Genomic DNA, 23,747 nt, shown 5'->3' with positions numbered 1-23,747 from the left:
CGGCGTAGCGCTGCTACGCCTCCGCAGGGCCTGTCTAGCGGGTGCGACGATCTGACTATTTTTGAACAACTTGTTTTTTTCTCTGTGATTCTATGGCTCTGTGGCAAATGTGAAAAGTCAATGCGTTCGCTGCTGCTTCAACTCCCTGATCCGTTTCGTGATGGCCGGGACCACCTGGAACAGGTCGCCGACGATGCCGTAGGTGGCGACCTCGAAGATCGGCGCCTGACGGTCGCGGTTGATGGCGATGACCATGTCCGAATCCTGCATGCCGACCAGATGCTGGATGGCGCCGGAGATGCCGCAGGCGATGTAGATCTTGGGGCGGACGGTCTTGCCGGTCTGGCCGACCTGGCGGTCAACCGGCATCCAGCCGGCATCCACGGCGCTGCGGGAGGCGCCCACCACGCCGCCCAACTCCTCGGCTAATTCTTTTAGAATGGCGAAGTTTTCAGGCGCCATCATGCCGCGGCCGCCGGAGACGATGAACTCGGCTCCCGTGATATCCACGTGGCTTTTGTTCTTCGTATCATGGATGATCTCGATGACCTTGGTGAGAATATTCTCCTCGGGAACCACGAAGTCCTCGCGAATGATGGTGCCCGTGGCGCCCTCCCGGCACTCCGGCATCGGCATCACGTTGGGACGGACCGTGGCCATCTGGGGACGGAACTTATCGCACATGATGGTTGCCATGATGTTGCCGCCAAAGGCCGGGCGCGTCTGCATGAGGTTACGCTTGTCGTCGATACCGAGGCCGGTGCAGTCGGCGGTCAGCCCCGTGGCGACGCGGGTCGCGACGGCTCCGGCCAGGTCGCGCCCCATACCGGTGGCGCCCATGAGGATGACCTCCGGTTTGTGTTTGGCGATCAGGTGGCAACAGGCCTCCAGATAGGCCTCGGTCCGGTAGTTGCGGTACACCGGGGCATCCACCAGGTAGGCTTTGGAAGCACCGTGGGCAAAAGCCTCGGCACAGAGATGCTCCACCTTTTCGCCGATCACCAGGGCGCACAACTCCACCCCCAGAGAGGCGGCCAACTGGGCTCCGACGCCGAGCAGTTCCCACGACACCTTGGCCGGTTCTCCCTCGGTCTGTTCGACGAAGACCCATACGCCACGGTAGGCGGCCAGCTTTTTGGCCAGGGCCGCGGCCTCTTCGTCCACTTCCTCTTCGACAGGGGTGGCGGCAGCAGCCAGTTGTTCCAGTATCTTCAACTCTTCAGGGGTGAAGAACATCTCCAGGGCACTGGCGGGACAGATCTTGATGCACTTGACGCAGCCGATGCATTTTTCCGGAATGACCACCGGCTCACCGGCATCGTTCATCTCGATGGCATTGACCGGGCAGACGCTCTGGCAACGGGCGCCGCAGGCAATGCACTTGCCCTCCAGCAGGCGCGCCTTGCCGCGTGGTTTCTTCACTTTGGGTTGTGGTTGCGGTTCAGTCATGTCGGAAAACCTTTTTCTTCATTTTATAAAGGTAACTATTAGAGCGGCAGCATATCCTTCGCCAGCAGCTTATCGATCAGCAGCGCAGCCGTGCCTTCGGGATCGCCATAGCCGTCGCCGATGATCTCCCCTTTGGCCCGCTCCGGGGAGAAGATCTTGCTGACCCAGGTGGGCGACCCCTTGAGGCCGATGGCCTGTTCGTCCAGCTTGAGTACCTGATTGTTCCAGACCTCTACCTGGGCGTCGGCTGCGGCCAGGCGCATGGGTACGCGGGGATAGCGCGGCCGGTTCAGTTCCCGCACGACGGTCAGCATGGCGGGCAATGGCGCCTCGACGATCTCGTGGCGCCCTTCCAGCTTGCGGCTGACGCGGATACGTTTGCCGCCGACATCCAGATTGTCGATGCGGTCCACCAGGGTGAGCTGGTGATAGGCCAGTCGGGTGGCAATGCCGGGGCCGACCTGAGCGGTATCGCCATCGATGGTCTGCTTGCCGCATAACACCAGGCCAACCTCGTCCGCCTCGGTGTGCAACTTGCGGATTGCCGCCGAAAGGACGTTGCTGGTGGCCAGCGTGTCGGCTCCGCCGAAAACCCGGTCGGAAAGCAGGATAGCCATATCGACCCCCAGGGCCAAGGCCTTTCTGAGGGTCGCTTCGGCATTGGGAGGCCCCATGGAGATGGCGGCGACCTTGCAGCCAAAGCGGTCTTTCAGGCGCAACGCCTCTTCCAGCGCATGGGTATCATAGGGATTGACGATAAAGGGGATGCCCTCGCGTACCAAGGTGTTGGTGACCGGGTCGATCTGCACCTGGGTGGTGTCGGGGACCTGCTTGATACAGGCGACTACGAGCATGGATGAAGTTCTCCTGGTATGAGCTACGATAACGAAAAGCCCGGCACGGTCCCATGCCGGGCTCCGGTGCCCTACATAAAATCCTGTTTTCAGCAACAGGAGTATTCATGGCAAGAGCAGAAAGTATGCCTATTTGACCATAGTCAAAGTATACGCACTTTTTAAAGTGACCGGTCAGGGGAAAGACTGCTGCTGTCTCGCTGGAGTTGGACTTGTTGCTTCCCGAAAAAACAAACCGACAAAATTTTAGTTAAACTAAAAAACACATCCTGACGTGCGCTGATTATTGCGGCGCCCTGCCTCAAATAAAGGCACTTTGTGCACCCCTATTGTATCAACATTCTCCCGCCGGTCAATAGTTGACTATTTTTAGGGCACGGCTTTCCGCTTGACGCGCATCCCTCCAGCGACTAAAAAAGAACCATGAATCTCCTTACCCACCTCAACCCGCCCCAGAAAGAGGCCGTGCTGCACGGCGAGGGACCGCTCCTGATCCTGGCCGGAGCCGGATCGGGCAAAACCCGTGTCATCACCCATCGCATCGCCCACTTGATCCGTGAGCGGGGTGTACCCCCCTGGAATATCCTGGCCGTAACCTTTACCAACAAGGCCGCCAATGAGATGGCCGAGCGGGTCAGGAAGCTGCTCGGCGGCGGGGAAGTACCCCAGATTTCCACCTTTCACGCAGCCTGTGGCCGCATCCTCCGCAGAGAGATCCACCATCTGGGTTACGAATCGTCGTTTGCCATCTACGACGACAAGGACTCCGAGCGCCTCCTGAAGGACGTGCTGGCCGAACTCAACCTGGACGACAAACGCTTTCCCCCCAAGACCATCGGCGCCAAGATCGACGACTTCAAGAACCGCGGCCTGTTCCCCGAGGATCTGGACGCCGTGGCAACCGGCGACATTTTCAACGAGCGGCTGGTGCGCATCTATGCCGCCTATCAGGAACGACTAAAGAAATGCAACGCCCTGGACTTCGGCGACATGCTGATCCAGACCGTGCGCCTGCTGTCCCAATTCCCCGAAGTGCGACGCCACTACCAGGAGCGTTTCCAATGGATCCTGGTGGACGAGTACCAGGACACCAACCCGGTGCAGTACGGCCTGATCAAGCTCCTGGCGGGGGAGCGGCGTAACCTGTGCGTGGTGGGGGACGACGACCAGTCCATCTATTCCTGGCGCGGGGCCGACATCCGCAACATCCTGGAATTCGAAAAAGACTTCCCCGGCGTGCGCGTGGTCCGCCTGGAGCAGAATTACCGCTCCACAGCCACCATCCTCAAGGCGGCCGGAGAGGTGGTCAGGCACAATTTCGGCCGAAAAGGCAAGACCCTCTGGACCGAAAACCCGGCCGGAGAAAACATCCGCTACCTGCGGGTGGAATCGGACCGGGAGGAGGCGCGCACCGTATGCCGCGAGATCTCCCGCCTGCGGGCAGGTGGAATCCCTCTGGAGGAGATGGCGGTCTTCTACCGCACCAACGCCCAATCGCGTCAGGTTGAAGAAGCTCTGGTGTCCGAGGCGCTCCCCTATCACATCGTGGGCGGCGTCAGGTTTTACGCCCGTATGGAGGTCAAGGATGTCCTGGCCTACTTGCGAGTGCTGGACAACCCGGCCGACGAGATCTCCCTGAAGCGGATCATCAACGTCCCGGCCCGGGGCATCGGCAGTGCCAGCATCGACAAAATTTCCCTCCAGGCCAGCCGGGGGGGAACCAGCATGTACACAGCCCTGCAAGATGCCGCGGAAAGCGGGTTGTTAGGGGCCGGGCCGCGGGCTAAGGTCGCAGCCTTTGCCGCCATGATGGAGCGCTTCCGGGAAACCGGCGCATCCCTGGGCTTGCCGGGGCTGACCCGCATGGTGATGGAGGAGAGCGGCTACCTGACCCGGCTCAAGGAGAGCCGGGACGAGGATGATGCGGAGCGGTTGGAGAACCTGGAACAACTCTTGGCGGCCATGGAGGAGTTCTGCGAGAGGGATCCCGACGCCGGTCTGTCCGAATTTCTGGAGCAGGTTTCCCTGGTCTCGGACCTGGAGCAGGGGGAGCAGGGCAAACCCTCGGTGACGCTGATGACGCTCCACGCCGCCAAAGGCCTGGAGTTCAAAGCGGTCTTCATGATCGGCATGGAGGAGCGCCTTTTCCCCCATGTCCGCGCTTTGGACGACCTGGACGGCATGGAGGAGGAGCGGCGCCTGTGCTACGTGGGCATGACCCGTGCGCGGGAGCGGCTCTACCTCCTGAACGCCCGCCGGCGCTACCTGTTCGGCCAGGACCAGTCCAACCCGCCGTCCCGTTTTCTCAAAGATATCCCGGGAGAGTTGCTGGATGAGGAAGGAAACGGGACAGGGAGCGGCTACCGGACCGAGCGGACGTTCGGACGGACACCGGCCATCCGGCAGGAATACGCCGAAAGCCACAACCTGGCCGCAGCCGCTCAATTCAGCGACACTAACGAGATAGAGGTCGTTCCGGAGCCGGAGGAGGAATACGGTGAGGTCTTTGTGGGCATGAAGGTGCGGCACGCCAAGTTCGGGGTCGGCACCATCAGGAAGATCGAGGGAAGCGGCGAAGCCCAGAAGGCCATCGTCTGGTTCAACTCTGCGGGCCCCAAGAAGCTGTTGCTCCGGTTCGCCGGACTGGAGCGGGCCTAGGCCCGCTCAATCAACCCTTTCCCAGCACAGCTTTCTGATAGCTCGCCAGTAGGTCCGGGTCCTCGATTGAACCGTGGTGGTGGACCTGGCGCCAGCGGCCGTCCATGAGCCTGAAGATCCTGCTCGTCCTGATGGCCAGGTCGAGAACCGTCCCTTCCATGCTGAACATACCCCGCTCCCTTCCCACGACATAGAACAGTTCTCCCGCCCCGTGGAGAGTGTAATCGTAGAACTCGAACCGATATTCGGACCGGCTGCCGAAAAGCCGTTCATACACGTCCCTGATCTCTTCCCAACCGCGCTTGATGCCCCCCAGGGGGTTGTCCATGACAGCCTCATCGCTCGGTACCCAATTTTGCGCCATTTTTTCCATATCCCTGCTGTTGAGGGCTTCATAAAATTCCGACAGGGCTCGCATCTGCGGCATCAGGTTATCCTTCTCTTCCCGGCCGGTAACCGGCGTGTGTTCGATCTTCATCGCTGTACCCCCTTTCTCTCGTAACTACCTGCTTTAAAATGTTGACATGTCTCCGGGCCATGTCAACACCCTGTGCGTGATAAGCTCAAAACCACGCCAGATGGCACTGACCCTCGGATTTGCGATGTAAATTCAATTATATATCGCTATCAATTATGCAATTTTAATGCATACATCGGTTGCCGACGGACGATTTCCGGCTACAATTTTTAGACGCGCGAGAACATCCCCCGACCATCTCGTACCCATTGGAACATACCGAATCAAAGGAGGAAACCGTGATCACCTTCTCTCTGAATGGCAAGAAACAGGCCGTGGAACTCAGCCCCGACACCCCGCTCCTCTGGGTGCTGCGGGACCACCTGCATCTCACCGGCACAAAATTCGGCTGCGGCGAGGGATTGTGCGGCGCCTGCACGGTCCATATCGACGGCCGGCCGGAACGTTCCTGTATCACACCGCTCAGCGATGTGCAGGGCAAGAAGGTCACCACCATCGAGGGTATTGCCGAAAACCATCCCGTAAAAAAGGCCTGGCTGGCCGACGAGGTTTCCCAGTGCGGTTACTGCCAGCCGGGGCAGATCATGAGCGCCGTGGCCCTCATGGAGCAGAAGCCCCACCCCACGGATGCCGACATCGACGCTGCCATGAGCGGCAACCTCTGCCGCTGCGGCACCTATGGCCGCATCCGTCGGGCGATCCATACCGCCGCCAAGGCGGGAAAGGGAGGGAAACGGTCATGAGCGAGATCATCAAGGTGAGCCGACGGGAATTCATCAAGACCGGCCTGCTGGTGGGAGGCGGATTGGTGCTGGCCTGCCACATCCCCCTGGGTGGCCGTGACGCCGCTGCCGCGGCGACGACCTTTGCCCCCAACGCCTTCCTGCGCATCGGCACCGACGGCAGCGTGACCGTCATCGTCAATAAATCCGAGATGGGTCAGGGGGTCTACACCTCCCTCCCCATGCTGATCGCCGAGGAACTCGAGTGCGACTGGAAACGGGTACGGGTCCAAGCGGCGCCGGTGGCGCCGGAATACAACCACACCCAGTTCGGCGCGATCATGGTGACCGGCGGCAGCACCAGCGTGCGGTCCGAATGGGAGCGACTCTCCAAGGCCGGTGCGGCGGCCCGCGAGATGCTGGTGGCGGCAGCCGCCAAAAGTTGGAAAGTGGAACCCTCCGCCTGCCGTGCCGAGAACGGCGTGGTCGTCGGCCCCGGCGGCAAGCGCGCGGGCTACGGCAGCCTGGCGACCAGGGCCGCCAAACTGCCGGTGCCCCAGGAACCGAAACTGAAGAATCCCAAACAGAGAAAACTGCTCGGCAAACCGATCCACCGCCTGGACAGCCCGGCCAAAATCAACGGGACGGCGATCTTCGGTATTGACGTGCACGTCCCCGGCATGCTGACTGCGGTCATCGCCCGGCCGCCGGTGTTCGGCGGAACAGTGAAGAGTTTCGACGCGAAAAAGGCCCTTACGGTGCCGGGGGTGAAGCAGGTCGTGGCCGTGCCCGCCGGCGTGGCGGTGGTTGCCGAGGGTTTCTGGCCTGCCCAGAAGGGACGCGAGGCGCTGGAGATTACCTGGGACGAGGGACAATGGGCGCAGATATCCACTCCCGCCATGCGCGAGGAGTATGCCCGGCTCTCCGCCATGCCCGGCCTGGCGGCGCGCCACGACGGCGATGCCCCTACCGAACTGGCCAAGGCGGCCCATCCCCTGCAGGCCGAATACGAAGTCCCCTACCTGGCCCATGCCACCATGGAACCGCTCAACTGCTTCGTGGACTTGAAAAAGGACCATTGCCTGATCCGCACCGGCTCCCAGTTCCAGACCGTGGACCGCAACGCCGCCGCTCGTGAGGCCGGGCTCAAGCCGGAACAGGTCGCTCTGGAGACCACCTTCCTGGGCGGGGGCTTCGGCCGGAGGGCCTGTCCCGCGTCGGATTTCGTCGTCGAGGCGGTGCAGGTGGCCAAGGCGGTCGGGAAGCCGGTCAAGGTGATCCGCTCCCGCGACGACGACATGCGGGCCGGATTCTACCGTCCCATGTGGTATGACCGCATTGCCGCCTGCCTTGACGACAAGGGGTACCCCCTGGCCTGGCGCCACACCATCGTGGGGCAGTCGATCATCGCCGGCACCGCTTTCGAGTCGGCCATGGTGAAGGGCGGCATCGACCACACCTCGGTGGAGGGGGCGGCCGATACCCCGTACGCCATACCGAACCTGCTGGTGGACCTGCACACGACCAAGAACGGGGTACCGGTGCTCTGGTGGCGCTCGGTGGGGCATTCCCACAACGCCTTCGTGGTGGAGAGTTTCCTGGATGAACTGGCCCACAGCGCCGGCAAGGACCCCTACCAGTACCGCCGCGCCCTGCTGGCAAACCACCCCCGCCATCTGGCCGTGCTGCAGACGGCGGCCGAAAAGGCGGGCTGGGGGACAAAACTGCCGGTCGGTACCGGCCGGGGCATTGCCCTGCACGAGTCCTTCGGCAGCTTCGTCGCCCAGGTAGCCGAGGTCTCCCTGGATGCCGCGGGCCAAGTGCAGGTCCACCGTGTCGTCTGCGCCATCGACTGCGGCCGGATCGTCAACCCTGACACCATCGCGGCTCAGATGGAGTCGGGCATCGTCTTCGGTCTCTCCGCGGCGCTCTACGGGGCCATCACCCTCAAAAACGGCCGGGTGGAACAGGGAAATTTCGACACCTACCCGCTGGTACGCATGCAGGGTTCGCCCCTGGTGGAGGTACACATCATCCCCAGCGACGAACCGCCCGGCGGCGTGGGCGAACCGGGCGTGCCCCCCATCGCGCCGGCCGTGGCCAATGCACTGTTCGCCGCCACGGGCGCACGGATACGGTCGCTACCCCTGACGCCGGAAAAGGTCATGGCCGCCCGGAGCAAGGCATGACCGATCTTGAACTCTACGAGGAGATGGCGCGGCTCGCCCGGCTGGGCGAACCGTTTGCCCTCGCCACCGTCATCGCGCACAGCGGTTCGTCCCCCCGCAAATCCGGCGCCAAGATGCTGGTGCGGGGCGACGGCACGGTATTAGGGAGTGTGGGGGGCGGCAGGGTGGAGTTGGAAAGCGTCGAGGCAGCCCTGGCCGCTCTCGGCGACGGCGGGCACAGGACGCTCCCCTTTGTGCTGACCGAGGACCAGGGCTTCGCCTGCGGCGGCAGCATGACGGTCTTTATCGAGCCTCAGGGTCGCCGGACGCTTCTGGTCATGTTCGGGACCGGCCATGTGGGCCGGGCGGTCACGGCACTTGCCCATACCTGCGGCTTCCGCGTGGTCGCGGTGGATGAACGGCCCGACTGTAGCACCCACGCCCTGCTCCCCGGCGCCGACACCATCATCTGCGCGCCGGTGAAGGATTCCTTCAGGCAACTGGCGCTCGATCGGGACAGTTTTGCGGTGATCGCCACACCGGGGCACCTGCACGATTTCGACGCCGTACGCGGGTGTCTGGCCACCGAAACCGGTTTTATCGGCCTGTTGGGGAGCCGGCGCAAGCGGGAGACCCTGCTGGCGATCCTGGAAAAGGAAGGATTTGGCGAGGAGCAACGAGGGCGGATCGTCACCCCGGTCGGCCTGGACATCGGCGCCCAGACCCCGGAGGAAATAGCGGTCAGCATCGTGGGGCAACTGATCCAACTGCGGAAGAAACCGTGACGGGCCGGGTCGGGGCGATCCTGCTGGCAGCCGGCCTGTCCCGGCGCATGGGAACCTGCAAGCAATTGCTGCAACTGGGCGGAAAGACGGTCATTGCCCATTGTCTGGAAAGCCTGCTGGCGGGGGGAGTGGAAGAGGTAATCGCGGTTATCGGCCCACAAGGGGACGCCGTTGCTGCCGAGGCCCTCCGCCACCCGGTCCGCATCGTACGGACCACAGACCCTCAGGGCGACATGGCATGTTCTGCCAGGACCGGCCGCGGGGCGCTGCCGCCGAACGTGGGCGGCGTCCTCATTGCACCCTGCGACCACCCCCTGGTGACGCCCGAAACCGTGGCCAGGCTGATCGAGGCGCACCACCGCGACCCGGCGGCCATCATCATTCCCACCCACGCCGGACGACGCGGCCACCCCACCTGCTTCCCCCGTTCGATCCTCGACGAACTCGACGATACCGGCACCCTACGCGACCTTGTCCGCCGCGACCCGAACCGGCTCCGCCATCTGGAGACCACGGACCACGGGGTCGTGCTGGATATGGACACCCCGGAGGATTACCGGCGCCTCGTCGAGATATGGGGAGAACTCGAGGGTGTTCAAAAATAGCCAGATCGTCGCACCCGATAGACAAGCCCCCTGAGGCGCAACAGCGCTACGCCGTACAAGGTGGCGTTCGAGGACGGTGGCGATGTTTTTCAACAACCTGGTTAGTGCAATTGCTCCACCAGGTAGTTCTGGGGGCTCACCTGCTTGATCTGGTCAAGCTGCGCCTCCAGCCAGTCGATGTGGTCCTCTTCCTCCTTGAGGATCGCCTCCAGCAATTCGCGCGTCCCGTTGTCGCCCACCTCCACCGCCAGCCTGATGCTTTCATTGTACCCCTTGATGGCACCCGCTTCGGCACTCCAGTCATTTTCGTGCATCTTGGGCACCTCGGCACCGATGTGCATCTTGTTCAGCTCGCTGACAATAGGCCGCCCATCCAGGAAAAGGATGCGGGCAATCAGCTTTTCAGCGTGCTTCATCTCGTCGATGGCCCGTTTTTCAATGGCATGATGCAGCCGTTCGTAACCCCAGTTATCGCACATCTCCGAATGGACCATGTACTGGTTGATGGCGGTCAACTCCTCTGCCAGACGCAGGTTGAGATGCTCGATGATCTTTTCGTTTCCCTTCATGACGGCTACTCCTTTACCCGGTGATTTCGTTTCGGTCCCGCTCGGAACACTCGTTTATTGAAACACATTTTCCGCGTCGGTCAAGTATCCGCCGGCGCCAACACAAAAACTGGTTGCCTGGCGCCGCTGCTCGTGCTATTTGGTGCAGTCCATTCCAGCACGAGGAGCAACATCGAGACGATGATCCATCTCTCTAATATCACCAAGCAGCACGGCTCGCAGGTCCTGTTCCGCGATGCCAGCTTCCAGATACTGCCCGGCACGCGCAACGGCCTTGTGGGACCGAACGGAGCCGGCAAGACCACCATCTTCCGCATCATCACCGGCGAAGAGGAGGTGGATGGCGGCGAGATAACCTGCGCCAAGCGTACCACCATCGGCTATTTTTCCCAGGATGCGGGAGAGATGGCGGGCCGCTCGGCCCTGGAGGAGGTCATGGCCGGTTCGGCGGAGACCATGCGTCTGGCGACTGAATTGAAAGAAATGGAGGCGGCCATGTGCCTGCCCCAGTCCGACGATGAAATGGCCGCCCTGCTGGAGCGCTACGGCGTGGCCCAGGAGGAGTTCGAGCACCGGGACGGCTACGACCTGGACACCCGGGCACAGACCGTACTGACCGGCCTCGGCATCGGCCCGGACCGTTTCCACCACCCGGTGGAGTCCTTCAGCGGCGGCTGGAAGATGCGCATCAACCTGGCAAAAATCCTGACTATCAAACCTGATGTCCTGCTATTGGACGAGCCGACCAACCACCTGGACGTGGAGTCGATCATCTGGCTTGAAGAGTGGCTGGCCAACGACTTCGACGGCGCCCTGCTGATGACCAGCCATGACCGGGATTTCATGAACCGCATCGTCACCCGCATCGTCGAGGTGGCCAACAGGACCGTTACCACCTACGGCGGTAATTACGATTTCTACGAACGGGAGCGCGACATCCGCCGGGAGCAGCTTCTGGCCAGTCACCGCCGCCAGCAGGAGATGCTGGCCAAGGAGGAGGAGTTCATTGCCCGCTTTGCCGCCCGTGCCTCCCACGCGGCCCAGGTGCAGTCGCGGGTCAAGAAGATCGACAAGATCGAGCGCATCGAACTGCCGCCCGAAGAGCGGGTGGTGCGTTTCGAATTCAGCGAGCCGCCCCGGAGCGGCGACGACGTGGTGGTCATGGATGGATTGGCCAAGAGCTGGAAGTTGCCCGATGGCAAGGAACATCCGGTTTTCAGCGGGGTGTCCGGCATCATCCGCCGCCAGAACAAGATTGCCGTAGTGGGAGTCAACGGCGCCGGAAAATCCACCTTCCTCAAGGTTTTGTCCGGGCAGACAGGACAGACCTCCGGCACCGTGAGCCTTGGCGCCAACGTGGAACTGGGCTATTTCAGCCAGCACGCCATGGACATCCTCGACCCGAAAAAAACCGTCTTCGAGACGGTTCAGGACGCCATGCCCCTGGCAAATATCGGCGTGATCCGCAACCTGCTGGGCGCTTTCCTCTTCCAGGGCGACACGGTGGATAAACGCATCGAGAACCTGTCCGGCGGCGAGAAAAGCCGTGTGGTACTGGCAACTCTTCTGGCGCGACCGGTAAATTTTCTGGTACTGGACGAGCCGACCAACCACCTGGACATCAGATCGCGGGAGGTCCTTCTGGACGCCTTGCAGGGTTTCAATGGAACCGTCGTTCTGGTCAGCCACGACCGCCACTTCCTGCGCCTGCTGGTAGACCGGGTATTCGAGATCGACCACGGCGAGATGCGCGTTTACGAGGGAAATTACGAGTATTATCTCACTAAGGCCCACGGCGTGGCGTCATAGCGGGAATAAAAAAATTTTGCTTCGGATAATTAATAAGTTTGACATTATGGATAAAATACTGATACGGTGGCGTAACGTCTACGGTTCGCCCAGGACACATTAAACGAGCAGTATCAGGAGAAGGTAACGACATGGTAAACGGAACAGTGAAATGGTTTAACGACAGCAAGGGGTTTGGTTTTCTTGAGCAGGAAGGTGGCGAGGACGTTTTCGTTCATTTTTCCGCGATTGTTGGCGATGGCTTCAAATCCCTCGCTGAAGGCGACAGGGTTACGTTCGAAATAACCCGTGGTCCGAAAGGGCTGCAGGCCGCAAACGTTACCAGGGTTTAATCACTTATATCCTATAGCGTGATTGATAAAGCCCCGGAAATCTCCGGGGCTTTATTTTTGTCCGCAACCCATTGTTAACGATTCTTAACTCTAAGCACCTGCCGAAACACGGCGCATCTCGGCTCTCGCAGTTCGCGAACCGGTCGTACGGGGCGGCTTGGTACTCCGCGGCGATGCTTCCACAGCCTGCATGCCCGCCTGGGCAAGGTACTGCCGCACCATCTCCCCTGTTTTACGGCCCGGACGATAGACCCTGGCCTGTTCGTCCCACCGCAGCACCGCCCGACTTTCCAGCGTCACCAACAACAGCAATGCTTCCTTGCGGCTAACGCCCATTCTGCCCGCCAACTCACCTATCCTGAGCTTCTCGCCGCCGGCTGCCAGCAGTTCCAGGAGTTCCAGTGTCTTTTCCGCAGCCTGCGTGGTCGGCAGGTAATTTCCCGTGTGCATGATTCTCTCTCCGCTTCTGTCGTTTGATGAGCTGCGCCGCCCACCCGTCAAGGCCGTTCGGTCTGCATCTTGAGATGGAGCAGTTGCATGGCCTCACGCATCAATTGCGACACATTCCTTCTCGTCTGCTGCGCAAAGACCTCAAGCACTTCCCGCTCTTCATCGCTGATTCTCATACTTACCACGTGGTAGCGTGGGTGCTCTTTCATTGAACCCATCGTTTCACCCCATGAATTATTTCGCAGAGCGAAATACAATTTCTCTTTACAAAATAGTTGTATCGAAATACGGCCATCTTGTAAACACTTTTTTTCAAGACACCGTTTCCATCTACAATTCATGAAAATGAGCCTTCAATTAAAGAACCGATTGCTGTTGCTGCCGGAATATCGACCTTAAATCCTACGGCAAATTCCGTTATGCAAAATACTATTTTATAATAAATAGAATTTGACATCTTATACTGTTTGTGCAAATCTGTGACAATTTCGCAGAACGAAACAGTCGGGAAGACATAATGGCAAAAACAATCGACAGTGGGACGGAAAACGACCGCCAATCGGTGCGCGCCCTTGAGCGCGGACTGGAGGTATTGCGCTGCTTCAAGCCGGGGGACCGTTTTCTTGGCAACCAGGAGATCGCCGTGCGCACCGGTCTCCCCAAGCCAACCATCTCGCGCCTGACCCACACGCTGACCCGGCTCGGCTATCTCGCCTATTCGGAAAAATTCGGCAAGTACCATCTTGATTCCGCCGTCCTGGCCCTCGGCTATTCGTTTCTGGTCAACATGGATGTACGCCGGATCGCCCGTCCCCTGATGCAGGAACTTGCCGAATACGCCCAGGCCTCGGTGGCCCTTGGCGTTCAGGACCGCCTGAACATGTTGTACGTCGAGGCCTACCGCAGCAGCGCCACCGTTACCCTGACCCTGGATGTCGGTTCCCAGATCCCTATCGCCACGACTTCCATGGGCAGGGCGCTGCTCTGCGCCCTGCCGGAGGCGGATCGTAACCAACTCCTCGACCAGGTGCGGCTGCGCAATGAGGCGGAGTGGCCCAGGATCAGGGCCGGCATCGACCAAGCAATGAAAGATTATGCCGAACGGGGTTTTTGTCTTTCCCTCGGCGACTGGAAGCGGGACGTCCACGCTGTGGCCGCCCCCCTGATCCCGTCGGACGGTTCCCGCATCCTGATCTTCAGTTGCGCAGGAGCTGCCTTCCAACTGCGACGCCACATGCTGGAAGACGATATCGGCCCCCGACTGCTCAACCTGATCACCAACGTCAAAGACGTCCTTGACCGGCACTCCTGACGCCGCCCGCCAGGTGGTTGCTGAAAAACAGCCATCTCGCCGCTGTCCTCGAAAACCCTTTCGTGCGGCGTAGCGCTGTTTATGCCCTATGGGTACTACGCCTCCTCGGGGACTTCTGCGGGAGCAGCGATCTGACTATTTTTGCACAACCTGAGTCTTTCAACAGCCTGCTAATGCACCAATCGGCCCGGCTGCCGACAGTGCCCAGGTGCGTATCACGCGCACAACACATTGTATGGATGGATTATGACGAACCTGATTACCCTGGAAGGGTTGAAAAAGCTGGAAGCCGAATTTCACTACCTGTGGCGGGTGGAACGCCCCAAGGTCGTCCAGGGGGTGTCCGACGCGGCGGCTGAAGGGGACCGCTCCGAGAATGCGGAATATATCTACGGGAAAAAACGCTTACGGGAGATCGACCGCAAGCTGAAACACCTGAGTGGACGGCTCAAACTGCTCAAACCCGCCACCCCGCCGGCCGACCCCAGAATGGTTTCCTTTGGGTGCTGGGTAACCTATGAGGACGAAGACGGCAACAAGCGCTGCTATCAACTGGTCGGCCCGGATGAATTCGACGTGAGTATTGGACGAATCAGTATCGATTCGCCGGTCGGGCAGGCGCTGCTGCACAAGAAGCTCGATGACGAGGTCGTCATCCGGCGACCCAACGGCGACCTGACGGTCTACATCACCGACATCAGTGCCACGCGCCCGCCCTAAAGACCCGCCCGCCGGACATCCCCCCCTAATCCCAAAAGAGGCACAGAGCGGATCGCGTGCTATAATGCAAACAGTCCCCCTTCGAAAGGAGATGCGATGCATGCACGATTAGCAATCGTCCTCGCTCTGGTAACACTGCACGCCGTAGCGGCCGGGTGCAATGGAAATGCCGCCACAGGCACCACGACCTCGCAGCCGGTCGCCATGGCAGGTCAACCCAACGTGGAGTTCCCGAGCCCTCCGCTCTTCATTACGCCGCCGCGCCTCGGCTTCCATGTGGGGGTGGGCGTTCCCTATGACATCGTCTTTGCCTATGACAACTTCTATCTCTACTACGGTACCTCCTGGTACCGAGCCCCCAGTTACGCGGGTCCCTGGACCATCGTGCAATACGACAGTCTGCCGCCGATCATCCGCGCGCAGAGGATCGAAAACATCCGCAAGTACCGAGATCAGGAATACCGCCTTTACCGGCGAAGCCCAAACCATTACCGCGGCCGCCAGTTCCGCCCCGGAAAAAGGTAAAGGAAGACGAGGGCAGGGTTTAGAATGTCACGACAGAGAGATGATCGCTCCGGCCTCCTGGTCGAGGCTGTCTATCTCCATCATAAGTTCGTCCATGTTGACCTGGCTCATTTCGATGCTGTTGAAGGCAAGGGCCGCCACATCTTCCGGGGTACAGGCGGGCGTGGCCATCATATTCGCGAGATGGACGATTTCGATCAAGCCATGGAACCGCGTGGCCATCTCCGGTGTATGGTGGAAACGTACGACTTCCTGGATCTCGTCGCTGAAGTGCCACTTGCAGGCGAGCAGGTACCCCACTTCGGCGTGGTGCTGTTCGACCAAGCCTGCCTGCAATTCCGGCGACAGCACGTAATCGTCGACCAGATCCAGCATAATGGTCTTGCCAATATCGTGCATCAGCCCGCAGATGAAGGCATGTTCGCCATCGCTACGCATATCGCGCGCCAGTTGCCGTGCTATCATGCCGCACAAAAGACAATGCTGGAGGACCTTTCTGATCTCGTCCCCATTCCGGGGGCTGAATCCGCTCAACGCGTGCACCGTTACAATGCTCATCAGCGACTTCAGCCCGATGAGGACGACAGCCTCCTTGAGTGTGCCGATCCTGCCGGCATGGCGGTAGTAGGGGGAGTTGCATACCCTGAGTATTCTGGAAACCAGAATCTGGTCGGTCAGGCATTCGACGACATCATCGATGGAAAACGCAGGTTGACTGATTTTTCCCATGATCTGCTGCATGATGTCGGGAATGGGCGGCAGGTCCGGGCTGTCCAGCTTGATGCGGTTTTTGATCTCGTCGAGAACCCGGGCAGCATCCACCTTGCCGGAGAGTTGACTCTCATCGTATTTTCGCAAAGACTCCAGCATTACCTGGGAAGAATTGAGCAGCACCGGGCTATTCAGTACTATGCCGGGAAGTTCGTCAACAAAGTCGAACGCGCCGGTCCCCCACTGCAGGGCATCGATAAGCGCCTCCTCGGCAGCCTCCCTGAGAACCCTTTCCAGGAGTTCCGTCTCGATTTTCTTTACCGTATGGAGATAGCCGATCAAGGGTATATTCAATGATTGCGCTTCGGCAAGGCCCTCCGACAATTCTTTTTGTTCCATGCGCGTTTCACGCTGCAAAAAATCGATAAAACGCTCGCCCTCGCATTCCGACCAGACAAAGATGATCTTGCCTTCCTGCAGGTAAAACCTCTTCTCCCGCTCAAACTTCGACAGGATCAGCGTGCCGGAGCGGCGGCTGTTCTCGGCCCACTGGAGGACGTCCAGGACAGGCATCAGGCTCAGATTTCCGCTAATCTTTCTCATGCGCCCACCTAATACACAGGTACTCCCCCGCCTTGGTCACCGTTCATGGCGAAACTTGATCAACAGATAAAAACAGGCGATACCGCCTGCCGCCATGAGCACGTCGCGCAGCCAGGGGATCGGCCGTTCGAGCATCCCATAGACGAGGGGGTCGAGTACTGCCGTGGTCAACAATCCGACTGCCGACCAGGAGAGCAGTTTCTTCACGCCTATCCCTTGGCCCGCAGATACTGATCCGGCCAGGCGACCTCAACCCCCAGCTCGCGGGCGGCATGAAGCGGCCAGTAGGGGTCGCGCAGCATCTCCCGCGCCAGAAAGACGGCATCGGCCTGGCCAGTGACCAGGATCTGCTCCGCCTGGGCCGGGTCGGTAATAACACCGACCGCACCGGTGGGGACGCCGGCCCCGGCACGTATGGCAGCGGCAAAGGGGACCTGGAAGCCGGGGGCAAACGGCACCCGCTCACCCGAAGCAACAAAACCGGACGAGCAATCGATCAGGTCAACCCCTATATCCTTGAGCAGGCAACAGAGCTGCGTGGACTGGTCGAGACTCCAGCCGCCTTCAGCCCAATCGACGCAGGAAAGCCGCACGAACAGCGGTAAATCCAGGGGCCATTCCTCACGCACGGCCCGTGCTACCCTCAGCGGGAAACGGAACCGGTTCTCAAGGCTGCCTCCGTAGTCGTCCTTCCTCAGGTTTGACAGGGGAGACAGAAACTCGTGCAGCAGGTAGCCGTGGGCCATGTGGATCTCCACCACCTGAAAGCCGGCCGCCAAGGCTCGCCGGGCACCGGCGCGGAATTGGTTTTCGACCATATCCAGGTCGGCAGGCGAGAGTTCGTGGGGTACGGGGTGGCCGGGGGCAAAAGGCTCCGGGCTGGGGGCCAGCGGTTGCCACCCTCGCACATCCGGTCCCAGCGGCCCGCCACTAAGCCAGGGAAGATCACAGGATGCCTTGCGGCCGGCATGGGCCAGCTGGATGCCGGGCACGGCCCCATTCTTACGGATAAAGCGGGTGATCGGCTTGAATGCCGCCACGTGGTCATCGTTCCAGATGCCGCTGTCGTCGGGGCTGATACGCCCTTCAGGGCTTACGGCGGTGGCTTCAACCATCACCAGACCGGCGCCCCCCACGGCCCGGCTGCCCAGGTGGACCATATGCCAATCGGTGGCCATGCCGTCCCGGCTGGAATACTGACACATGGGAGAGACAAAGATACGGTTGCGAAACGTGACCGAGCGCATGGCGAGCGGTGTGAAAAGTTTACTCATGATGACTGCCTCCTTGGAGCGCGGGCGAAAAAGCGTACCGTGTCATTCAGCTATTCATTTTATCAGGAATGCCCAAGGCTTCATCTCCAGCCCCCATGATTAAAGGAAAACACGGGCTACGGCAGGGGGACCAGCCACACCCAGGGTACCATACCATAGTTCCAGGCCAGGCAGAGCCGCCGATAGCCGGAAAACAGCAAGGCTTCTTCCCGGCAGCAGAGAATGACAGGCGCCTGTAGTGCGAGGCGGCCGGTACGTTGCAGCGCTTCCTCCATGGCATTGTAACTCTTCCTGTAGCCACGTTTGGCCTTGGCCAGATACCGGGCATAGTCGTCATAACTGTGGTAGGCGCCGTTGACCGTAATCCCCCTGATCCGGTCGGAACGAGGGTACGGCTCCAGACTGCCGCCATCGAAAGCCGAAGACAACCGCTCCCATTCGATACCGTGGCGTTGGTAAAACCCCTGCTTGTCAGGGTGACTGAAGAATTCCCATTTTTCCTCATTCAGGGCGGGTTTGAGCCACTGGATGGTATGGCCGGATACGGAAAACATTGGTCCCCGTTCCTCAATCGAGCGTCGTGCGCAGCCGCTTGCGCTGGGACACGATACGCTTCTCGCTCAAGCGCTCTTCCCGCGCTTTCCTGGGCACACGGGTGGCGATGCGCTTCTTGACCTTGCGCTCACGTTTTTCCAGCGCAGAACGCAGGCGCTCCAGCGCTACCTCCCGGTTCTGGGCCTGGGAACGACTCTCCGAGGCTTGGGCCACGATGCCGGTCGGCAGGTGGCGGATGCGCACCGCCGAGTCGGTCACGTTCCGGTGCTGGCCGCCCGGTCCCGATCCGCGGTAGAATTCGATCTTTATGTCAGACTCGTGTATCTCTACCGCCATGGTATCACCATCGTAACAAACTCTACTGCGCACCCCTCACTGGGATTGCTGGCTTCCGGACTGCCGGGCTTTTTCCTCTTCGGCCTTGCGCCGTTCAATGTTGTCCCGGATCTTCTGACTCCTGGTCCGACCTTGCGGCAGTTCGTCGCCCTCCACCTTGGGCGGCGCGACCTTCAGCGGGGGCGGCACGTAGTCGGGTGTCGTTACCACCGGCGGCTGGGACGCTTCCTCCTGGCGGGCGCGTTCTTCCTGCTGCCGTACCTCTTCCCTGATACGGGGGTCGCTGGTGGTGATATCCGGTTCCTTGACGGCCTTATGGCGGTATCTGGCAGGCACCGTTTCCAGACTGTCGGTGAAATTGACCACCCCGTTGTCGTCGGTCCAGCGGTATGTCAGGGCGCTGGCCCCGGTCACTGTGCAGCAGAGGGCCACCGCGGCGATAGCCAATGATCTCATGACGAACCTCCTGCCCCAATACACCATCTCGTTTACCGAGCTATTGTAGCACCCTTTCACGCCGGACACCAATCATGACCAGGTTGGCGTCTGCCGGAAACTTCGTTAAAAACGTAGTTTGCTGCGATCGAAGACAAAGGTCGCCTCCCTGCACTTCATCTCCCGGGCAAAATCATGAAACAGGTTCCAGTAAATCTCCTCGAGGGTCAGATTGGCCCAGAAATCCTTGCTCTCCATGCATTTGACCGTGTAGTAGCCGAACATGTAATGGGCCAGTTCCGGGCGGATCAGGCCCGAATTCATCTGGAGCGCCACCTCCTCCAGCAGGCCGATGAAATCCCGTTTGTCCTGGGCATCGACCTCGGCCAGGCGCGGATCATCGGAGAACAACAGGGAACAGATCCTCTTGAACCTCGGGTTTTCCTTCAGGCGGCGGCGCAGCAGGGTAAAGTGTTCCTCCCGTTTCTGCCGCCCCTGGCGCCGGTATTCCAAAAGGCCGTTGAGAAAGGCGAAGATGGTTACCAGCCCGCCGACGATAATGGCAAAATCTTTGAGGAATCCGTAGTTCATATTCATGTTCGTGACGCACCTTTGCGATTTTTTTCTGAACCGGTAATGCCGAACTGTTGATCGAGCGAAATGTCGGGGGCGATCACCAGTCCGTTTACGAGCCCTTGACACATATGGCGTACTTGAGGTAGCGCCCTTCGGGAAACGTGACCGGGTAGGGAAAATCCTCCGGTTGTCCGCCCAGGGTGATGACCCTCAGTTCATGCCCCGCCTGGAGTGCGCCGCGACGCAGTTCCTTGAGGTAATCAGCCGTATCCACCTTCTGGTGGTTGGAGGAGGCTATCAGCAAGCCGTTGCCGCTCAGAAGCGGCAGCGAGGCGGCTACCAGATCGGAGGTTCCGCCCCGGGTTGTGAAGCGGCTCTTGGCCGTGGTGGAGAAGGAGGGCGGGTCCATCAGCACCACGTCGTAACGGCACCCGCGGTTGCCCAGATCGGCTAGCACCTGCTGACAGTCGCCCACAATAAACTCATGCCGCTTGGGATTAAGCCGGTTGAGGCCGAAATTTGCCTTGGCCCACTCGGTATAGCCGGGCGAGGCGTCCACACTGGCAACCTGGACGGCCCCCGCCGCCGCGGCAGCCACCGAGAAGGCGCCGGTGTAAGAGAACAGGTTGAGCACCCGCTTGCCCGCCACGCGGGACATCAGGTCCCGGCGGTTTTTGCGCTGATCGAGGAACAACCCGGTATTCAAACCCTGCTCCAGGCTCACCAGGAAGCTGAGTCCGTTTTCCCGCACCTCCAGGCGCTGAGGAGCGGCTGTGCCGGCAAGCAACCTGCCGTAGCTCTTGGTGTCGCTGACCGCCTCCAGTTCGCGGGTTTTTTGGGGACGGGTCTTCTCGTAAATACCTTGGGGCGTGAGCAGGTCGTTCAGGGCCTGGATCGCGAGTTTGAGGTACGGACGCCACCCGGTGCAGTAGACCTGCACCATCAGGTAGTCGCCGTAACGGTCTACGGTCAGACCGGGTAGCCCGTCTCCCTCGGCATTGACCAACCGGTAGGCGTCGGTGTCCCCAAGATCGGCGTGGTTGCGGCGCAGTTCGAGGGCCGCCTGAAGTCGCTTCGTCAGCCAGGCGCGGTCCAGGTGCATCCGCTCCCGGGACAGCACTCGAGCGACGATACGATCCTGCGGGTCGAGCAGGGCCGTCGCCAGGAAACGGCCCTGACCGTCAGCCAACTCGATAGTCTGGCCGGCCTGACCGGTCGGCCAGCGCTTGGTATAATTGTCGGCAATGATCCAGGGATGCCCCAACTCCAGCATCCGCACCGATTCCGGCCCTATTTTCCATTCGGACGCATGCATTGTGCCGGTCTCCGATCTATTTTAGCTATCCCCTCTTTTACCCACAAACCGCCCTGTTGGCAACCACAAAGCCCAAATTCGGGCAGAGGTAAATATACCGGTTTCAAAATCAGGGATAAAGTCAAGGCGGAGAAAATTGAAGCAACGAGGGCATACAGGGGTGCGTTGAGAAACCGAAGACAAGCCGACACTTATAACGCCTGGATTTGTAGCCGATATTACATCAGGTAATGCAATCCCCAATAGCAGAGCATACCCACCACCACCGTCCCGGCCAGGGAACGGGTCCTGAGGGCGAACACCAGCGTTGGCAGGGCGGCCAGCAGTTCGATCTTGCCTGGAACGAACAGGCGGGGGGTGGTTTGAGCAAACAGCGTCGGGGCGATCAAGGCGCTCAGGATGGCGGGCGGGACCAACTCCAGCCACTCCACGAACCAGGCGGGCAGTTGCCTGCGGGAGAAGGTTACCAGGGGCAGCATGCGCGGCAGGTAGGTCGCAGCGCCCATGCCGATGATCAGCAGGAGATAATCGGTGACGCTCATGGCCTTGCCCTCCAATGGCGCAGTGAGCGTTTCAGTATGAACCCGGCCGTGGCCGCCATAATGGAGGCAACGATCACGTAAGCGTTGCCCGGCAGCCAGAGAAAGGCAAGCACGGAGCAGAAGGCCGCCATCAGGGCGGTGGCAACGAAGACCGGGCCGCGCAACTGGAAGACCAGCAAGCAGATAAACATGCCGGTCAGGGCGTAGTCGATCCCCAGGGTGCCGGCAGGGATGAACTCTCCAACATAGACCCCGGCCACGGTGCTGACGAGCCAGGTGAAGTTGCCGGCCTGATTGAGGGCCAGGGCACTCCGCCGATCCCATCCCCCCTGACTGAACCGGACCATGTTGACGGCAAAGCTTTCATCGGTCACGCCGTAGGCGAACAAGGCCAGAAAGCGCCGGGAAACGCCGGGAAAATGCACCGCCAGGGCAGAACTCATGAGCAGGTGACGCAGATTGACCATGAAGGTCGTGGTCACAATGGCCGGGATGGACGCGCCACTGCCGAGCATGGCAACGGCGATGAACTGGGAGCCGCCGGCAAAGACCGCGATCGACATGAGCGCCACCTGCCAGGGGAGCAGTCCCCCTTTCTGGGCGAGCACCCCCAGGGAGAGACCGATAGGGAAGTAGCCGAGGCAGATCGGCCACGCCGCCTTTAGCCCCTCTTTCGCGTAATCAATCGTTTTTGCCATTACGTTAACCTGAATCCGGGATGACTGGCTGGCAAAACGACCCACCGGCAAGGCTGGGATCGAGGCATACGGAACGGGAGGGGCCATGAAGATGCCACGGGTTCGGCAATAACCGGGAACCGTGATGCTTGAACGGTGGAGCGAGCGACATGCCGGAGTCCATCGCCGCCCGTGAGACACCATACCGGCTCTGCCGCGTGTAGTCCGCCGCGGTGGAGATACGACCGGCAATGCCGAGACTGAGGCATGCTGAGCGAGCGGAGCCGTTCAGGCATCACGGACCCCGATTCAGGGTTCATATTCTGGATGGCCCAGCCAGTTTGACGTTCAGGAATACCGATCCGATGACAACCGCCATGCCCATGGCCTGCATGCCCGACACCTGCTCCTTCAGTACCAGGGCGATACAGACCAGGGAGAGTATCGGCACCAGCAGGGCACAGTTGGATGAACGGCTGGTGGGGATCATACGCAGGGCCCGGTTCCAGAGGATCAGGGCCAGGGCGGTGGTCACCACTCCCAGGTAGGCCAACAGCAGCATTTCTCCCCCATCGGGCGTCCAGCGCATGGGATAGAAAGGCAACAAGCACAAGAGGAACAGCAGGCCGAACAGGTTGAAGAGAAACATGCCGGCCGTCACCGGGAAGCGGGCATGCTTGATCAGTACGCAAAACAGGGCAAAAGAGAAGGAGGTCCCCATGGCCAGCGCCACCCCGGCCGAGAGCCGCACGTCGCCCAGCCCTCCCCCGGCGGCCACCAGCACGCAGACTCCCGCGAAGCCCAGCGCCACACAGAGCACCGCCCACCAGTTGGACCGTTCCCGGAACATAAGCCACGACAGGAACAACATGACCAGGGGGTAGGTATAATGCAGGATTACGGCCTGGCTGGCCGGGATATACTCATAGGTTTTCAGGCAGAGCAGTTGCTGCACCCCCAGGCCAATCACACCGGCCAAGGCGAAAAACATCGGCCGACGGCGAAACTCGGCCGCCATGAGCCCGAGTTTGCGCTCCCATGCCAGCCATGCCAGCAAGGACAGGGTAGCCCATATGCCCATCCAGACCACGACCGAAAAACTGCCCAGATGCGTTACCGCCACCTTGAAGCCGGTGCCGAGGGTGGCAAACAGCCCCACCGACAGCAGGGCATAGATAGTTCCTTTGGTTGATTCCGTCATGCCGCGTATTTTTCCAGAGTTTTACTGTTTTGAAAAGGCTTTATTGCTGCTAAAACGACCAAAGCCCGCGATGTGCGGGCTTTGGT

27 protein-coding genes are annotated in these 23,747 nt (G+C 60.5%); 10 read left to right on the top strand and 17 right to left on the bottom strand.

The features are described 5' to 3' along the window. Positions 1-117: 117 nt before the first annotated feature. Positions 118-1,449 carry an electron transfer flavoprotein subunit alpha gene (locus LDN12_RS01820; RefSeq protein ID WP_223920989.1) on the bottom strand — a complete coding sequence of 444 codons (1,332 nt, stop codon included), beginning with the start codon at positions 1,447-1,449 and terminating at the stop codon, positions 118-120. Positions 1,450-1,487: 38 nt separating this feature from the next. Then, positions 1,488-2,303, bottom strand: coding sequence for an electron transfer flavoprotein subunit beta/FixA family protein (locus tag LDN12_RS01815; protein ID WP_223920988.1), 816 nt, complete (start codon positions 2,301-2,303; stop codon positions 1,488-1,490). 423 nt (positions 2,304-2,726) lie between these two features. Between LDN12_RS01815 and LDN12_RS01810 the strand changes: the two genes are divergently transcribed. Then, a complete protein-coding gene (locus LDN12_RS01810; RefSeq protein WP_223920987.1) occupies positions 2,727-4,961 on the top strand; it encodes an ATP-dependent helicase in 2,235 nt (744 codons plus the stop codon). A gap of 10 nt (positions 4,962-4,971) precedes the next feature. Here the strand turns inward: LDN12_RS01810 and LDN12_RS01805 are convergent, their stop codons facing one another. Further along, the gene (locus LDN12_RS01805) at positions 4,972-5,439 is read right to left on the bottom strand and encodes a nuclear transport factor 2 family protein (protein ID WP_223920986.1); all 468 of its coding nucleotides are present in this window, start codon (positions 5,437-5,439) and stop codon (positions 4,972-4,974) included. Positions 5,440-5,717: 278 nt separating this feature from the next. Between LDN12_RS01805 and LDN12_RS01800 the strand changes: the two genes are divergently transcribed. The 4 genes from LDN12_RS01800 to LDN12_RS01785 are packed head-to-tail and all read left to right on the top strand — an operon-like array spanning position 5,718 to position 9,719. Beyond that, positions 5,718-6,182, top strand: a complete 465-nt coding sequence (locus LDN12_RS01800) for a (2Fe-2S)-binding protein (RefSeq protein WP_223920985.1) — start codon at positions 5,718-5,720, stop codon at positions 6,180-6,182. Then, positions 6,179-8,350: a xanthine dehydrogenase family protein molybdopterin-binding subunit gene (locus tag LDN12_RS01795; RefSeq protein WP_223920984.1), complete on the top strand. Its 2,172-nt coding sequence runs from the start codon at positions 6,179-6,181 to the stop codon at positions 8,348-8,350. Before LDN12_RS01800 ends, LDN12_RS01795 begins: the two co-directional genes overlap by 4 nt. Further along, positions 8,347-9,114, top strand: a complete 768-nt coding sequence (locus tag LDN12_RS01790; protein ID WP_223920983.1) for an XdhC family protein — start codon at positions 8,347-8,349, stop codon at positions 9,112-9,114. The genes LDN12_RS01795 and LDN12_RS01790 overlap by 4 nt, the downstream gene beginning before the upstream one ends. After that, a complete protein-coding gene (locus LDN12_RS01785; RefSeq protein ID WP_223920982.1) occupies positions 9,111-9,719 on the top strand; it encodes an NTP transferase domain-containing protein in 609 nt (202 codons plus the stop codon). The genes LDN12_RS01790 and LDN12_RS01785 overlap by 4 nt, the downstream gene beginning before the upstream one ends. A gap of 101 nt (positions 9,720-9,820) precedes the next feature. On the opposite strand, the gene bfr is transcribed toward LDN12_RS01785, so the two are convergent. Then, the gene (bfr, locus tag LDN12_RS01780) at positions 9,821-10,288 is read right to left on the bottom strand and encodes a bacterioferritin (RefSeq protein ID WP_223920981.1); all 468 of its coding nucleotides are present in this window, start codon (positions 10,286-10,288) and stop codon (positions 9,821-9,823) included. 180 nt (positions 10,289-10,468) lie between these two features. Here bfr and LDN12_RS01775 point away from each other — a divergent pair, with 180 nt between their 5' ends. After that, a complete protein-coding gene (locus LDN12_RS01775) occupies positions 10,469-12,097 on the top strand; it encodes an ABC-F family ATP-binding cassette domain-containing protein (RefSeq protein WP_223920980.1) in 1,629 nt (542 codons plus the stop codon). A gap of 131 nt (positions 12,098-12,228) precedes the next feature. Next, on the top strand, positions 12,229-12,429 hold the full coding sequence (locus tag LDN12_RS01770; RefSeq protein WP_149307493.1) for a cold-shock protein: 201 nt from the start codon (positions 12,229-12,231) through the stop codon (positions 12,427-12,429). Positions 12,430-12,519: 90 nt separating this feature from the next. Here LDN12_RS01770 and LDN12_RS01765 read toward each other — a convergent pair whose 3' ends face one another. Continuing rightward, entirely contained in the window at positions 12,520-12,879 is a 360-nt protein-coding gene (locus tag LDN12_RS01765; protein WP_223920979.1) for a helix-turn-helix domain-containing protein, read from the bottom strand. A 47-nt stretch (positions 12,880-12,926) separates the two neighbouring features. Next, positions 12,927-13,055, bottom strand: a complete 129-nt coding sequence (locus LDN12_RS01760) for a hypothetical protein (protein ID WP_308464301.1) — start codon at positions 13,053-13,055, stop codon at positions 12,927-12,929. A gap of 341 nt (positions 13,056-13,396) precedes the next feature. On the opposite strand from LDN12_RS01760, the gene LDN12_RS01755 reads away from it, so the two are divergent. From LDN12_RS01755 to LDN12_RS01745, 3 genes are all read left to right on the top strand, one after another. Beyond that, positions 13,397-14,191 carry an IclR family transcriptional regulator gene (locus LDN12_RS01755; protein WP_223920977.1) on the top strand — a complete coding sequence of 265 codons (795 nt, stop codon included), beginning with the start codon at positions 13,397-13,399 and terminating at the stop codon, positions 14,189-14,191. Positions 14,192-14,437: 246 nt separating this feature from the next. Next, a complete protein-coding gene (greB, locus tag LDN12_RS01750; RefSeq protein WP_223920976.1) occupies positions 14,438-14,911 on the top strand; it encodes a transcription elongation factor GreB in 474 nt (157 codons plus the stop codon). Positions 14,912-15,007: 96 nt separating this feature from the next. Beyond that, complete coding sequence (locus tag LDN12_RS01745) at positions 15,008-15,436, top strand: hypothetical protein (protein WP_223920975.1); 429 nt, start codon at positions 15,008-15,010, stop codon at positions 15,434-15,436. Between the two features lie 27 nt (positions 15,437-15,463). Here LDN12_RS01745 and LDN12_RS01740 read toward each other — a convergent pair whose 3' ends face one another. From LDN12_RS01740 to LDN12_RS01690, 11 genes are all read right to left on the bottom strand, one after another. Continuing rightward, complete coding sequence (locus LDN12_RS01740) at positions 15,464-16,750, bottom strand: HDOD domain-containing protein (RefSeq protein ID WP_223920974.1); 1,287 nt, start codon at positions 16,748-16,750, stop codon at positions 15,464-15,466. A gap of 36 nt (positions 16,751-16,786) precedes the next feature. Next, positions 16,787-16,957 (bottom strand): hypothetical protein, encoded by a 171-nt coding sequence (locus LDN12_RS01735; RefSeq protein WP_223920973.1) that lies wholly within the window; start codon positions 16,955-16,957, stop codon positions 16,787-16,789. A 2-nt stretch (positions 16,958-16,959) separates the two neighbouring features. Next, positions 16,960-18,024 (bottom strand): NADH:flavin oxidoreductase/NADH oxidase, encoded by a 1,065-nt coding sequence (locus tag LDN12_RS01730; RefSeq protein WP_223920972.1) that lies wholly within the window; start codon positions 18,022-18,024, stop codon positions 16,960-16,962. Positions 18,025-18,140: 116 nt separating this feature from the next. Beyond that, a complete protein-coding gene (locus tag LDN12_RS01725; protein ID WP_223920971.1) occupies positions 18,141-18,578 on the bottom strand; it encodes a hypothetical protein in 438 nt (145 codons plus the stop codon). A gap of 13 nt (positions 18,579-18,591) precedes the next feature. After that, a complete protein-coding gene (locus LDN12_RS01720) occupies positions 18,592-18,915 on the bottom strand; it encodes a peptide chain release factor-like protein (RefSeq protein WP_223920970.1) in 324 nt (107 codons plus the stop codon). A 36-nt stretch (positions 18,916-18,951) separates the two neighbouring features. After that, on the bottom strand, positions 18,952-19,371 hold the full coding sequence (locus tag LDN12_RS01715; protein WP_223920969.1) for a DUF4124 domain-containing protein: 420 nt from the start codon (positions 19,369-19,371) through the stop codon (positions 18,952-18,954). 105 nt (positions 19,372-19,476) lie between these two features. Next, entirely contained in the window at positions 19,477-19,947 is a 471-nt protein-coding gene (locus LDN12_RS01710; protein ID WP_223920968.1) for a hypothetical protein, read from the bottom strand. A gap of 88 nt (positions 19,948-20,035) precedes the next feature. Continuing rightward, positions 20,036-21,241, bottom strand: a complete 1,206-nt coding sequence (locus LDN12_RS01705) for a class I SAM-dependent rRNA methyltransferase (RefSeq protein ID WP_223920967.1) — start codon at positions 21,239-21,241, stop codon at positions 20,036-20,038. Between the two features lie 218 nt (positions 21,242-21,459). Then, on the bottom strand, positions 21,460-21,783 hold the full coding sequence (locus tag LDN12_RS01700) for an AzlD domain-containing protein (protein WP_223920966.1): 324 nt from the start codon (positions 21,781-21,783) through the stop codon (positions 21,460-21,462). Continuing rightward, on the bottom strand, positions 21,780-22,481 hold the full coding sequence (locus LDN12_RS01695) for an AzlC family ABC transporter permease (protein WP_223920965.1): 702 nt from the start codon (positions 22,479-22,481) through the stop codon (positions 21,780-21,782). The genes LDN12_RS01700 and LDN12_RS01695 overlap by 4 nt, the downstream gene beginning before the upstream one ends. Before the next feature lie 295 nt (positions 22,482-22,776). Continuing rightward, positions 22,777-23,661: a DMT family transporter gene (locus tag LDN12_RS01690; RefSeq protein WP_223920964.1), complete on the bottom strand. Its 885-nt coding sequence runs from the start codon at positions 23,659-23,661 to the stop codon at positions 22,777-22,779. Positions 23,662-23,747: the final 86 nt, after the last annotated feature.

Source organism: Geobacter sp. AOG2 (genome assembly GCF_019972295.1).
Lineage (GTDB): Bacteria > Desulfobacterota > Desulfuromonadia > Geobacterales > Pseudopelobacteraceae > Oryzomonas.
Note: the sequence above shows the minus strand (reverse complement) of the source record. Positions and strands in the feature narration are given on the sequence as shown.